The sequence below is a fragment of the Pseudomonas sp. DW-iso3 genome (genome assembly GCF_058725305.1).
This window is the reverse complement of the sequence record NZ_JBZXDZ010000005.1, coordinates 465286-478242: the sequence shown is the minus strand read 5'-3', so window position 1 is coordinate 478242 and position 12957 is coordinate 465286. Positions and strand designations below refer to the sequence as shown.

General features: G+C 62.1%; 17 protein-coding genes. 4 read left to right on the top strand and 13 right to left on the bottom strand.

Features of this window, described 5'->3' with window-relative positions:
- The first annotated feature begins 37 nt into the window (after positions 1-37).
- The gene (locus tag AC4PS7_RS17310; RefSeq protein ID WP_010209566.1) at positions 38-274 is read left to right on the top strand and encodes a DUF6555 family protein; all 237 of its coding nucleotides are present in this window, start codon (positions 38-40) and stop codon (positions 272-274) included.
- A 31-nt stretch (positions 275-305) separates the two neighbouring features.
- Here AC4PS7_RS17310 and AC4PS7_RS17305 read toward each other — a convergent pair whose 3' ends face one another.
- Together AC4PS7_RS17305 and AC4PS7_RS17300 are read right to left on the bottom strand one after the other, a co-directional pair.
- Positions 306-506 carry a DUF6021 family protein gene (locus tag AC4PS7_RS17305; protein ID WP_010209565.1) on the bottom strand — a complete coding sequence of 67 codons (201 nt, stop codon included), beginning with the start codon at positions 504-506 and terminating at the stop codon, positions 306-308.
- A 14-nt stretch (positions 507-520) separates the two neighbouring features.
- Entirely contained in the window at positions 521-697 is a 177-nt protein-coding gene (locus AC4PS7_RS17300; protein WP_010209563.1) for a hypothetical protein, read from the bottom strand.
- 113 nt (positions 698-810) lie between these two features.
- Here AC4PS7_RS17300 and AC4PS7_RS17295 point away from each other — a divergent pair, with 113 nt between their 5' ends.
- Positions 811-1332, top strand: a complete 522-nt coding sequence (locus tag AC4PS7_RS17295; RefSeq protein ID WP_010209560.1) for a DUF3087 family protein — start codon at positions 811-813, stop codon at positions 1330-1332.
- Positions 1333-1373: 41 nt separating this feature from the next.
- On the opposite strand, the gene AC4PS7_RS17290 is transcribed toward AC4PS7_RS17295, so the two are convergent.
- The 10 genes from AC4PS7_RS17290 to AC4PS7_RS17245 form a co-directional block, all read right to left on the bottom strand.
- The gene (locus AC4PS7_RS17290; protein WP_187517356.1) at positions 1374-2504 is read right to left on the bottom strand and encodes an MFS transporter; all 1131 of its coding nucleotides are present in this window, start codon (positions 2502-2504) and stop codon (positions 1374-1376) included.
- Between the two features lie 46 nt (positions 2505-2550).
- Positions 2551-3915, bottom strand: coding sequence for an MFS transporter (locus AC4PS7_RS17285; RefSeq protein ID WP_010209557.1), 1365 nt, complete (start codon positions 3913-3915; stop codon positions 2551-2553).
- An 86-nt stretch (positions 3916-4001) separates the two neighbouring features.
- Complete coding sequence (locus AC4PS7_RS17280) at positions 4002-4454, bottom strand: alpha/beta fold hydrolase (protein WP_010209555.1); 453 nt, start codon at positions 4452-4454, stop codon at positions 4002-4004.
- Positions 4447-5196, bottom strand: coding sequence for an HvfC/BufC N-terminal domain-containing protein (locus AC4PS7_RS17275; protein WP_010209553.1), 750 nt, complete (start codon positions 5194-5196; stop codon positions 4447-4449). The genes AC4PS7_RS17280 and AC4PS7_RS17275 overlap by 8 nt, the downstream gene beginning before the upstream one ends.
- Positions 5193-6017, bottom strand: a complete 825-nt coding sequence (gene bufB, locus AC4PS7_RS17270) for an MNIO family bufferin maturase (RefSeq protein ID WP_010209552.1) — start codon at positions 6015-6017, stop codon at positions 5193-5195. Before bufB ends, AC4PS7_RS17275 begins: the two co-directional genes overlap by 4 nt.
- A gap of 59 nt (positions 6018-6076) precedes the next feature.
- Positions 6077-6349: a BufA2 family periplasmic bufferin-type metallophore gene (gene bufA2, locus AC4PS7_RS17265; RefSeq protein ID WP_021492771.1), complete on the bottom strand. Its 273-nt coding sequence runs from the start codon at positions 6347-6349 to the stop codon at positions 6077-6079.
- Between the two features lie 26 nt (positions 6350-6375).
- The gene (locus AC4PS7_RS17260; RefSeq protein WP_010209550.1) at positions 6376-7137 is read right to left on the bottom strand and encodes an alpha/beta fold hydrolase; all 762 of its coding nucleotides are present in this window, start codon (positions 7135-7137) and stop codon (positions 6376-6378) included.
- A gap of 18 nt (positions 7138-7155) precedes the next feature.
- A complete protein-coding gene (locus tag AC4PS7_RS17255; protein ID WP_010209549.1) occupies positions 7156-7563 on the bottom strand; it encodes a DoxX family protein in 408 nt (135 codons plus the stop codon).
- Entirely contained in the window at positions 7560-7832 is a 273-nt protein-coding gene (locus AC4PS7_RS17250) for a BufA1 family periplasmic bufferin-type metallophore (RefSeq protein ID WP_010209548.1), read from the bottom strand. Before AC4PS7_RS17250 ends, AC4PS7_RS17255 begins: the two co-directional genes overlap by 4 nt.
- A 467-nt stretch (positions 7833-8299) precedes the next feature.
- Positions 8300-9160: a Dyp-type peroxidase gene (locus tag AC4PS7_RS17245; protein ID WP_042572137.1), complete on the bottom strand. Its 861-nt coding sequence runs from the start codon at positions 9158-9160 to the stop codon at positions 8300-8302.
- Between the two features lie 138 nt (positions 9161-9298).
- Between AC4PS7_RS17245 and AC4PS7_RS17240 the strand changes: the two genes are divergently transcribed.
- Together AC4PS7_RS17240 and AC4PS7_RS17235 are read left to right on the top strand one after the other, a co-directional pair.
- Positions 9299-10915 (top strand): NADP-dependent glyceraldehyde-3-phosphate dehydrogenase, encoded by a 1617-nt coding sequence (locus tag AC4PS7_RS17240; protein WP_492179643.1) that lies wholly within the window; start codon positions 9299-9301, stop codon positions 10913-10915.
- 23 nt (positions 10916-10938) lie between these two features.
- Positions 10939-11997: an FUSC family protein gene (locus AC4PS7_RS17235; protein ID WP_029529107.1), complete on the top strand. Its 1059-nt coding sequence runs from the start codon at positions 10939-10941 to the stop codon at positions 11995-11997.
- Between the two features lie 181 nt (positions 11998-12178).
- Here AC4PS7_RS17235 and AC4PS7_RS17230 read toward each other — a convergent pair whose 3' ends face one another.
- Complete coding sequence (locus AC4PS7_RS17230; protein ID WP_010209536.1) at positions 12179-12937, bottom strand: TetR/AcrR family transcriptional regulator; 759 nt, start codon at positions 12935-12937, stop codon at positions 12179-12181.
- Between the last annotated feature and the right edge of the window lie 20 nt (positions 12938-12957).

Below are 12957 nucleotides of genomic sequence, written 5' to 3'. Positions count from 1 at the left end.
GCTGCCCTATCCATCTATAACAACACAGGGAGGCAACATGAGTACCGCAAAAATCTACACCATCAATTACCAGCTGCACGGCAAACCGAAATCCTTTGTGGTGCGTGCCGAAGTGATGAACAACGCCGAGGCCTGGCACTGGGCGGCGGTGGATGCCGATATCGCGCATGTCAGCCGCGTGGGGCGGGTCGGGCATGAGCAGGTGAAGAAGACGACTCGACCGTGGGCGGAGAAATTCGGGATTACCGACGTCACTTGGATAGCGCCCAAGTAAACGAAAGCCCCGCACATGGGCGGGGCTCGCTTTATGGCTTCAAGTCGCCCAATGGATCATAGGGCGGCTTTTTTTCATCCTTGCCTTTTTTGTCCTTATCCAACGGCGCAATCGCCGGCCCTACCGGATCCACCTGCGGATCCGACACATCCGGCGAATCGGGATCGAACCCCAATTCGTCCTTACCACTGGAATGCTCGCCCGAAGCCGGGCCTTTTGGCGTATTACTCACGGCGTTCTCCTCATTCAGAGCGGACGGGCCTTGTCATGCAGGTTTTCCAGGTCTTCCTCGACGCGTTCCACGTCATCGTTCTGACGCTCCGCCGGGTCGTTGGGGCGCAACGCGTCGTTGTCGCGCTCTTCTTCGCCGGGTGTGCGGTCAGGGTTCGGGGTGCCGGGTGGTGGCTGGTTGTAGTCGGACATGATGCTTCACCTCAGTGGGTCTACATAGGTTTAGAGAAACCGCTATGCGCCAACGTTCAACTTGTTTGCCCAGGCGTGAGATGATGCCCGCCCCTTCTGGAGACATGAACCGGATGTTCGAGCTCAAACCCTGCGACCCCGTTACCTTCCGTCAACAGACCCGACGTAGTACGTTGATCGTGGCGGTGCTGTTCCTGGCCCTGGCCATGTTGCTGTCGAGCCTGGCGGTGATGCTGTTTGGCGAGCCTGGCGGAGACAACTTGCGCTTCAATGTCGGCGGGGTGTTCGCCGGGGTGTTGATCACGGTGGCGCTGGTGCGCGGCCCGTTCTGGACCCAGCCGTGGCTGGCGGCGGCGGTGTATGGCTGGCAACTCAAGCGCAACCTGATGAGCGTGACCAATGTAATGCACAAGGTCACGGAGCGGGTGCAGGCGAATGATCCGACGGCGCTGAAGGTGCTGCGCTTTTATCACTTGGGCCTGACGCAGATGCATGAGCTGGACGCCAACTCCAGCGCCCAGGTGCAACTGGTCGCTGAGGTCGAGGCACATAAGGCCAAGATGCAGGCGCAGGGGCTCGATACCGAGCAGACCCGGTTCGACCCCGCGTGGCTGGACACCTTTAAAACCGCTTAGGCCAGCGCACCTACGCAGTCTCCTTGATGCCCCCCATATCGTCAGTTGGACATCTTTGTCCGCCAACAGAACACGGCACTTACGGCAATGGCAGCACCCGCCAGGCCAAACACCCAGGGGGCCGAGGCAATCGGCAGCAACAGGCCGGCGAGTAATGGCCCGAGGCCGGCGCCGATATCGCGCCACACGGCATTCGAGGCCAGGGCCGACACGCGCATGGACCCTGGGTTGCGCTCGGCCACCAATGTCGTCACCAGCGGCAGTTGCAGGGCGCGCAGCACCAGCACCGCCGCCGCACCGACAATCACCCAGTAGCTGCCGAACGCGATCAGGGCCAGGGCACTGAGGAACGAAAACAGCAGCAACATCGAGGTCGCGCCGAAACGCTGGGCTGCGCGCCCTCCCAAGGGGCTCAGGAGCATTTCCGAGACATAACGCAGCGCCATCAAGCCACCGGCGATCAGCACCGCATCACCGCCCAAGAGCTTCTGTGCCTGGATCGACAGCCCGAAGATAAACAGGCCGTCCAGCGCCACCCCCTCGATAAACGACCACATTGCCACACTGTCCGGCCACTTGAAGCGCCGCCCCGGCGTGCCGTGCAAATCATGCCCGGCCGTAGGCAAACCGCGCGCCATCCACAAGCCCACCAGGCAGCACCCGGCCAGAATCAGAAAGATCGGACGTGGCCCGGCCATCAGTGTCAGCCAGCCGCCCAACGGCAACGCCAGCATCGGTCCCAGGGCAATCAGCGCGCGGGAACGCCCGGCCCGGCGTGCGGCACCGGCTGGCTCCGAAGTGGCCAAGACTTGGGTCGACAGGTTCAACGCAGCAAAACACAGGCCCCACACCAGTCGCAGGCAGAGCAAGGCGGCGAAGCCGGACAACAGCGAGTTGCCCACGGCGCACAGGGTTGCGGCGCCGGCGGCGATCATGCAGGTCAGGCGGTCGCCGTGACGCGCGTAGAAATTGAGCACATGGCGGTAGCCGAAAATCCGCACCAGGCGGTTGGCTGCCAGCAGCACACCGGCCTGGGCCAGGGTAATGCCGAAGGCCTGGGATTCCATCGGCAGCAGCAAGTAGAGCAACACGTCGCTGGGCAGACATAAAGCCAGGGTCAGTGCGGCGCGGCGGGAGTGGGTATCAGCGGTGCGGAGGGCCAGGCTGGACATAAATCCGAAACATTCCGAAATACTCAGGTCGCCACGGTAGCGTTAATCAGCACTTTTTCCCATAGGGTAACAACCGTAAACCACTGGCCACGGCCCCGACCAAGGCAAATCCACAGCCCAGCCACAGCGCAGATTGCGGACCACTGCCCATGGACAGATGGAAGCACAAGGCCACCAACGACGCGCCTAACGTCTGCCCCAACAACCGCGAAATGGCCACGATGCCACTCGCCCCGCCGCTGCGGGCCAGTGGTGCGCTGGTCATCAACGCCTTGAGGTTGGGCGACTGGAAGAAGCCGAAACCCGCCCCGCACAGCGCCATGCGCCAGCCGATATCCAATGCCGAAGCGCCGCTGCCCAAGGTCGCGAGCGCGGCCATGCCCACGCTGAGCATCAACAGACCGATGCCGCACAGCACGCCCAGGTTCACGCGGTCGGCCAGGCGCCCCGCCACAAGCGCCATCACCGCCACCACCGCGGGCCACGGTGTCATCAGAAAGCCGGTTTCCACCTGGCTATGGCCAAGCACCGCCTGCAACAGGAAGGGCAGCGACACAAACGCCAGGCCCTGGGCGCTGAACGCGCAAATAGCGGTAAGGGAAGACAACGCAAACACCGGGCGCTTGAACAGGTCCAGCGCCAGCATCGGCGCCGGGTGCCCGGCCTGGCGCCGCAGCAACCCTGCACCGCACACCAGCGCCACGGCGATCAGGCCCAAAGTCAACGCACCCTGGGCGCCGTGCACCGCCGTACCCAGACCCAGTACCAGCAAGGCAAACAGTCCCGCACACAACACGGCCGCAAAGCGGTCGAAGGCATGCCCGGTCATCGGCAAGGTCGGCAACGAGCGCAGGCCCAACGCCAGCGCCAGCACACCCAACGGCACATTGATCAGGTACAGCCAGTGCCAGGTCGCCACCGACAGAATCGCTGACGCCGCCGTCGGCCCAAGGGTAAATGCGAGCCCCACCACCAGGGAGTTATACCCCAGCCCCCGACCCAGCATGTTTGACGGGTAAATATGCCGCAGCAACGCCGTGTTCACGCTCATGATCGCCGCCGCGCCCAGCCCCTGCACCACCCGCGCCGCCGTCAGGGTGACCAGTGAGCCGGCCAACCCGCAAAACAGCGATGAGACAATAAACAGCAGCAACCCGCCGAGGTACACCCGGCGATGCCCCAGCACATCACTGAGGGACGCAAACGGCAGCACCGTGGCAATGATCGCCAACTGGTAGGCATTCACCACCCAGATCACCGAGGCGGAATCGGTGCCAATCCCCTCGGCCAGGGTCGGCAACGCCGTGTTGACGATGGCGGTGTCCAGGGTCGCCATGCCAATCCCCAGGGAGATCGCAATCACGGCCGGCAGGCGTTTATTGAGGGGCAACCCATCGGCAACAGAAGACATGGACAATCCGCGCAAGTGACAAAGGCTTTTAGATTAAGGGCTGCGGCGAATTTTTTCAGGCGTGGATTGGCTGGCTGTCAGTAGTTTCATGTTCGCCAGTGCCCGGTCTTCGCCATAACCCCCACCGCCTCGCCAAAACCGGCCTGGGGTGCGGTGTTCAAGCTGACCAGGCCCACGCAGCGGCTCGGTTTCAAGGCCGCAGCACGGATGGCCACCCGTCCGCCGACGTCCACGCCGGCGAGCACAGCCTCAGGAATATGCAGCGCGTTCATCAATTCCAGCACATCCTGGCCCTGTACCGCCTCATCCTGCCCGCGCAGGTACGGGACGATCACCCGGAAACCTTGCGCAGCCAGCGGTCCGGTGATCGCTGCAAACGCGTTCACATCCGCCGCCAGCAAAATGATCGCCCGGCCCTCCTCCGGCCCGAACACTGCATAGCGGATCTCTCCGTCATCAATGCTGACCTGTTGCACTGCCAATGCCGGTGCGGCCATCACCACCGCCGCCAACAGCAAAAAACCACGACGATCAAACATGACGGACTCCCACTATCAATTCACTGCCCAGCCAACCGGCCAGGTATTCACCCGCCTGCATCACGCCCGCTTCTTCCCCCAGGCGTTGCACCAAGTACTCACACAGCCCAGCGAAACTGCCATCGGCCTGCAGGTGTTGCACGGCCAGTAGCTCCAACGCATCCACCTGGCGCAAACGCGACGTGAACTGCCGTCGCCACACCAGCAAGCCACCCGCTTGCGCCAGCATTACCGCTTCCGGCACCGGTGCGTCCTGCCACAGCGCCGACCAGATGGCCTCGGCATTGGTGGTCAGGCCGTGGCAGCGCAGCGACGGCGTGAGCTGCAACACCGCCGTGTCCCAATCCAGCTCGGCCAAGGCCTCCAGGGCCAATGGCTGTGCGTCGGCGGCGACAAAGGCTTCATTGAGGGCCGACTCGATCCAGGCCAGCTCATGCACATCCGGGTTGCCTGGGAACATCTCTTTCAAAGTGGCGTAGAAGCCCTCCGGGTACGCGTCCAGGGTCCAGGCGTGAGGCGGATGACGGTCGATATGGGTGATGCTCGCGGCCAGGAAGGCTTCCTCCCCGACCCAACGACGCAGGTAGGGAAACGCCTGCTCCAGGCAACCGACCAACTGCGCACGGTAGTTGTTCTGGTACACCGCCAGGCCGGCGTGGTGATTGCCCAGCGCCTGCGCGGATTCATCCGACGCACTCACCAACCAGCGGCGAAAGGTCTGTTGTAGCTGCGCCAGGTTCATCGTTGCGCTCCCAACGTTCGGGCCATGGACAACTCCTGAAGCAGTTCGGCGAGCGGCGGGATCTCATCGTCACGCTCGATCATGGTCGCCACCGGGCCCAGCCGGGTCATGGCCTGGGCGTACAGTTCCCAGACTCCGGTGCACACCGGGCTGTCATGGCTGTCGATCAACATCTCACGGCCTTGACTGTGGCCGGCCAAGTGCACCTGGCGCACGCGCTCGGCAGGGAGGCCATTGAGAAACGCCAGGGCGTCGAAACCGTGGTTGCTGGCGCTGACGAACACATTATTGACGTCCAGCAGCAGTTCGCAGCCGGTGCGCTTGGCCATGGCTGCAATAAATTCCCATTCGGTCATGGAGGCGCCTTCAAACGCCAGGTAGCTTGAGGGGTTCTCGAACAACATCGTGCGGCCCAACACGTCCTGGGCTTGCTGGATATTGGCACACACCCGATCCAGCGCCTCGTCGGTGTAAGGCACTGGCAGCAAGTCATGGGAATTGAAGCCAGCGCTGCGCGACCAACTCAGGTGGTCGGACACAAACAGGGGCTCGACTTCATCCACCAGCGACTTGAGGCGCTTCAAGTAATCCGCATCCAGCCCTTCGGCGGTGCCGATGGACATGGACACACCGTGCAGCGCCACCGGGTAGCGCTCGCGGACTTGTCGCAGGATATGCCGGGGCTGACCGCCCGCGACCATGAAGTTTTCGGAGATCACTTCGACGAAATCCACGGGCACCGAGGTCTCCAGGAAATCGCAGTAATGCTCCTTGCGCAGTCCCAGGCCGTAGCCTGAAAAGTGAGGATTGGATGTCGACATTGAGGGGCTCCAATAACCCTTTAGGAGCGGGTTCGCCCGCGCCTAAAGGGGGTGAGGCGTTATTTAGGTTCAGTCAAGGTACCGCCAGCCTTGAGGCACTCGGACGGGGTCTTGACGATCACGCCTTCGCCTTTGCAACTGTTGAGGCCTTTGCAGTCGTTCTTGGCGGTGGCGCACAGGCTGGTGCCTTTGCAGGTGTTGACGCCGTAGCAACGGCCGGGCTTTTCCGGCGCGTCGGCGGCGCTGGCGGCGGTAGCGAACGAAGCGGAGGCCATGGCGATCAGGGCAGCCGCGGCAGCGAGGCTCAGACGGGATTTGAGTGCAGTGTTCATGGGTATTGCTCCAGGGTTGGGGTGAATTACTTGATAACGGAAGCAGCGTCTTCGATGACCTTCGCCACAGCCTCAGGCTGGGAGATGTACACCGAGTGGCTGGCCTTGATTTCGGTGACCTTGGAACCCGCGCGTTTGTACATCCAACGCTGCAGGTCCGGGCTCAGAGCGCGGTCTTCGGTGGAGACCACGGCATAAGTCGGTTTTTTGTGCCAGGCCGCGGCCCATACGGTGCCGCCGAACAAGGCGGTGGTCGCCGGCACTTGGGAGGCGGCCATGAAGTCGGTGCGGTTGGTGGTCAGGTCGGCAGCAAAGTCGGCGTTGAACTTGGTGCGGTCGAAGAACAGATGACCGTCGCGGCTGGCCTTGATGTCATCGCTGGGCGCCGGCATCGAGCCGATCAACTGGGCCATGTTCTCGCCCACTTCCGGCTGCAGCGCCGAGACGTAGACCAGCGACTTGACCTTGTCGCGGTCGCCGGCAATCGAGATCACCCCGCCACCTGAACTGTGGCCCACTAGCACCACCGGCCCGACTTGCTGCTCCAGCACTTCGCGGGCCTCGGCCACATCGGCGGCCAGGCTCTCGTGGCCCTGGTGCACCACGGTGACCTTGTAGCCCTTGTGAATCAGGATGTCGTGCACCACGCGCCAGCCGGAACCGTCGACAAACGAACCGGGCACGATCACCACGCTTTTACCAGTGCCGGGCTGCGGGGCATCTGCCGCCTGGGCCAGCATCGGGACAGTCAGGGCCATGGCAATGGCCAGGGAAGAAAGCATACGCATTGGAAATCTCCATCAAAGTTAAGAACGCTTGCCTGAGATGAGGCGGTCCAACGACCAGGCCCCACCGCCGTACGCCAGCAGCGGCAACAACAGGCCCGCCCAGGTGAGGTGCACCGGCCAGGCGGCGGGGTACACAAACACCTCGATCACCAGGGTCATGCCCAACAGCGCAGCAGCGGCCGGGCGGGTCAGCAGGCCGAGCACCAGCAGCAGCGGGAACAAGTGCTCGGCGTAGGTCGCCAGGTGCGCGGCCCAGTCCGGCGGAATCAGCGGCAAGGCGTATTCCGAACGGAACAGCGTGTAGGTCGACGGTTTGAGTTCAAGAAACCCCGTGACCTTGGTGCGCCCTGACAGGAAGAACACCGCCGCGATCGCCACCCGTGCCACCAGCAACAACAGGGCATCGGGAAGCAGGCGCTGGATCACGGCTGCTCCGTCAGGCTGCCGAAGCCTTTAGGGGTCTTGATCTGGGTGCAGGTGCCTTTGTCCACCAGTACCCAGGCGTTGCCCTGGTAGTCGGTGGTGGAAGTGGCGGCGCATGAGGTGCCAGCGCCTGCGGCGCAGTCGTTGGCACCGGCCAGGGCCACGCCGAAGCACTTTTCCTGGGGCTTGGGTTCATCGGCATGGGCCACGGCCGCGAAGGCACTGAGGGACAGGGCGAGGGTTGCCGCGAGGGCTGCGTAAGGACGCTTCATGGGGTGAGTCTCCTGGCTTGACTGAGTATGGCCAGGGCGCCTCGGGGTCGGTGACCGCCTGCGCCAGCTGGTGTGCAGAGTTAAAGCCAGGCGTGTATCCGGTCTGTGTCGCGAACGCGATAGAACGTCATGCGGGTGTATCAGGAGGGTGCGGGGATACAGTTCGATACACAGTTACTAAAACAATGCCAACCCCCCGGCGATTGCTTCGGCATCCCTATCGAGATAATTAGCTATATTTGCCTTTACGAACGATGGCGCTTGCGGGTCGTCGACGACCGCAAGAATCACCCTGAATTTCATGCGGTTGTGGTCATGTTTGTTAGTTGATGGCCCGAGGTCATTCCGTTGAAAAAATATGTGTTTCCAACGGAATGTTTGGCGCGGCCCAATCGTTGTTGTACCTGAAGCTGCCCGCCCCCCATCACCTTCAGGAACGGTTTTATGACGGGTGGCCTACGCGTGATTCAAGCCAGCGCGCTCAGGTCCAGGTGCCCCTCCTTGATCGGTGGGCACCAGTAGTAACCGCCGGTCAACGGTGTGCTGATGCGGTACAGGCCATCGACAATGCCATCTTCCAGTCCACTCATGCGGCGCAGTTGCGCTTCGAATGCATCGAAGGAGTGGCCGAACGCGAGAAACATCAACCCGGCCTGGCCGTTCTCCGCCCAAGGCATGGAGCGGCGTACCACGAAGGCTTCCGGGGTGAAGCTTTCCTGGGCGGTGCGTTTGGTGTGGGCGGACTCGGGGGCGTCGTCGAGTTCTTCGTTGTCGCCATGGCGGCGACCGATGATGTGGTCGCGCTCCTGCGCGGGCAAGGCGGCGAAGCCGTCGAGGTCGTGCTGCCATTGCTGGATCGCGGCAAAGCTGGCGCCGCTGTCGGTCAGGGCGGCTTCAACCGCCGCATCGTCGTGGGGGTTCTCGGTGCCGTCTTCGTAGTCGGTAAGGTCGAAGCCGGTCTTGTAGCGGAAGCCTTCGGTCATCTGCACCAAGCGAAACGCCGGGGCCAGGGCTTTTTCGAAAGCGCGGCTGCGCAACAGCAACTCACCACGGTCCACGCCGTGCAGCCATATCCACAGCGCGTGCTGGGTAGAGGGGTTGTGCGCACCCGGCCCACTGACGGAGGGAAAGGCGCGCAGGCCTTCAATCCGGGCGCCCAAGGCATTGACCAGCGGCTCGCCAAAACCGACCACCGCCGCCGAATCGGTCAACTGCACCAACGTGTCCAACGCAGCGTGCACGGCGGTCAGTGAGTCCACGGCAAAAAACAGATGGCGTGCCTGCAACGGCACCGGTGCGGCAAGAATGCCCGGCTGGTACTGACTCATGTGAACTCCTTCTGAAAAGCCGCGCAGTTTAACCTTCAGCCACAACACTGCGTACAAGAAAGCGCGCAAGCCTTGCCATAGAGCCTGTTGTTGGGTGACTCTCTAGTCATGTTTTGCAACTATTCCAGGGGTAGTGACATGACCACCAGCAACCTGCTTGCCCAGCTGTTTCCTGACTCCGCCGCCGAGATTCCCGAGCAATTCCAGCTGGGAGCGCCCATTGAACAGCGTGATTACCTGGTCGATGGCCAGTTGAGGGTGTGGAGCGGCCCCTTGGCCAAGGTGCAAAGCCCGGTGCAGTTTGGCGACGAACGTGTGCACATCGGCAGCACGCCGTTGCTGGACGCCGACACCGCCCTCACCGCCCTCGACGCCGCCGTTCGTGCCTATGACCGGGGCCAGGGTGAATGGCCGACGATGCGCGTGGCTGAACGTATCCAACACGTCGAAGCCTTCCTGTGCCGCATGCGTGAACAGCGCGACGCAGTGGTCAAGCTGCTGATGTGGGAGATCGGCAAGAACCTCAAGGACTCGCAGAAAGAGTTCGACCGCACCTGCGACTACATCACCGACACCATCAACGCCCTCAAGGAACTCGACCGCCGCTCCAGCCGCTTCGAACTGGAACAGGACACCCTCGGCCAGATCCGCCGCGTGCCGCTGGGCGTGGCCCTGTGCATGGGCCCGTATAACTACCCGCTGAACGAAACCTTCACCACGCTGATTCCGGCATTGATCATGGGTAACACCGTGGTGTTCAAGCCGGCCAAGCTTGGCGTATTGCTGATCCGACCTTTGCTGGAAGCGTTCCGCGACAGTTTCCCGGCCGGGGTGATCAATGTGATCTACGGCAGCGGCCGCGAAACCGTCAGCGCACTGATGGCCAGCGGCAAGATCGATATCTTCGCGTTTATCGGCACCAACAAGGCTGCCAGCGATCTGAAAAAACTGCACCCCAAGCCACATCGCCTGCGCGCCGCGCTGGGCCTGGACGCGAAAAACCCTGGCATCGTGCTGCCCGACGTGGACCTGGACAATGCCGTCAGCGAAGCCGTCACCGGTTCCTTGTCGTTCAATGGCCAGCGCTGCACCGCGTTGAAAATCCTCTTCGTGCATGAAGACGTCGTCGACCGCTTCATCGAGAAATTCAACAAGAAGCTGGCCACGCTCAAACCCGGTATGCCGTGGGAAGACGGTGTGGCGCTGACGCCATTGCCCGAAGTGGGCAAGGTGGATTACCTCAACGGCCTGGTGGCTGACGCCGCGCAACAGGGCGCCACGGTGGTGAATGAACATGGCGGTGAAAGTCGTGGATCGTTCTTTTATCCGGCGGTGCTGTACCCGGTGAACCCACAGATGCGCGTGTACCACGAGGAACAGTTCGGCCCGGTGGTGCCGATCGTGCCCTACCGCGACCTGGAGACCGTGATCGACTACGTGCTGGACTCGGACTTCGGCCAACAGTTGAGCATTTTCGGCACCAACGCCGCAGAAGTCGGGCGCCTGGTGGACACCTTCGCCAATCAGGTCGGCCGTATCAACATCAACGCCCAGTGCCAGCGCGGCCCCGACACCTTCCCGTTCAACGGACGCAAGAACTCGGCAGAGGGCACGCTGTCGGTATATGACGCCTTGCGCGTGTTCTCGATCCGCACCCTGGTGGCGACCAAGTTCCAGGAGAGCAACAAGGCGCTGGTCAGCGACATCCTGCGCAACCGCGATTCGAGTTTCCTGACCACCGATTACATTTTCTAGAGGACGATTCGTCGTTGATTAACCTGCACCTGCCTGTGTTTGCCCGGCGCCTGCTGCGCCCACTGCTCGACCCGTACCGCCGCTATCGCCATGCCAAGCTGATCCATGCCGTGCGCGTGTCCATCGGTTTGCTGGCGACCATCCTGCTGACCACCGGCATCAACCTGCCGCATGGTGAGTGGGCCTCGGTGACCATGCTGGTGGTGATCGGCGGGTTGCAGCACCATGGCAATATCGGCAAGAAAGCCGTGGAGCGCGCCTACGGTACGTTGATCGGCGCCAGCGTCGGGTTGTTGCTGGTGGTGCAGGAGGCGTACGTCGGCCAGCCACTCCTGACCTACCTGTTGATGTCGGTGGTGTGCGGGTTCTTTTCCTATCACGCCATCGGCAAGGGTGGGTACACCGCACTGTTGTCGGCGATCACGGTATTTATCGTCGCCGGCCACGGTGACAACCCGCTGTCGGATGGGTTGTGGCGCACCGTGGACATCCTGATCGGTATCGCCCTGGCCCTGGCGTTCTCCTTTGCCCTGCCGCTGTATGCCGTGTACTCCTGGCGCTACAACCTGGCCAGCGCATTACGCGATTGTGCCCAGATCTACAGCCGGATCATCAATGGCGAGTCCGTCACCAGTGATGAACACCTCAAGTTGCTCAACCGCCTGAATGCGGCGATGTTGCAGTTGCGTTCACTGATGCCGTCGGTGTCCAAGGAAGTGCGCATCTCCATGACCGAACTGGACGCGATCCAGCGGCATCTGCGCCTGTGCATCAGCACCCTGGAGATTCTCGGCAACACCCGGCCCGACCCTCGCGATGAACAGGCGATGGCGCGCATGCAGGGGGTGTTGAAGGCCGAACATCGGCAGATCCGCGTGCAATTGGTGGGGATGGCACGGGCATTGAAGTCAGGGGTGACGGAGCGCTTGGAGCGGCAGAGCCATGCGGGTGTCGAGCCAGCACTGGATGCTCCGGTCTACAGCGCGTTGGATGGTTATCGGCTGCTAACCCTGCAATTGGCGCAGAACGTGGACGCGATGCGCCAGCGGCTGGCCAAGAGTGCGGGGCGCTGGAAAATCTGAATCCGCTGGGTGGAAGAGGAAAATTCCGATGTGTTCACACATTTCAGAAATTTCACAGTTTGTCTTACAAAGTTTTCACGCTTTATTCACATCTCGGAACGTAATGTGAAGCCTCATCCGTTACAAATGTTGCACATCAAGCCCGCCGCCCCAGCGGGCTTTTTTTTGCCTGGGATTTGCGTCAACGCGCGGCCTTGCTCGCTGGTGCCATGGCCTGCTCACGAATGGCACGCTGGGTATCCAGCACCTTGGCCAAGGCATTTTCTGCCTCCGGGCTTTGTTGCGGTACCCGAATCGCCGCTGACACCAGCGTGATCAACTTGGCCATCACCTCGGCATCCGTGGCCGGACGGCCCAGGCTCATGGAGTTCATCAGCAGGCGCAGCTCGGTGCCGGCCATCACCCCGGAAATCGCTTTGAGGGCAAATTGCAGACGCACGCCCAGTTCATTGCGCGGCAGGTCCGGCAAGGCCAAGGCAAAAGCCTCGAAAAAACGCTGGAACACCGGCTGGTAATGCACCTTGAGGTATTCCTGGATAAACGGCGACGTGTCGCTGTACACCCGCCCCAGGAAGCGGATGAATGAACGCCCTTCCCCACTGGCGCTGGCTGGATCGCTGCGCTCCAGGCCCATGGCCGGGGCGAACAGCACGCCGAGCAACGTGTCGCAGTCCAACGGGCCGTCGGACTCAGCCTCACAGCGCGCAAGCAGTTCCAGGCGCTGCTCGTTGAGCGGCTCCAGGCGCTGCTTGAGCAAGGTTTGCATCAGGGAGTCCTTGTCCCCGAAATGGTAGTTCACCGCAGCCAGATTCACCTGGGCACGCTCGGTAATCTGCCGCAGCAATACCGCGTCGTATCCGTATTTGATGAAGAGAGCCTCTGTCGCATCCAGCAATCGAGTCTTGGTAATGTTTGGAGCGCTGACTTTCTTCGCGACCATAGAAGTTCCACATGGGAAAT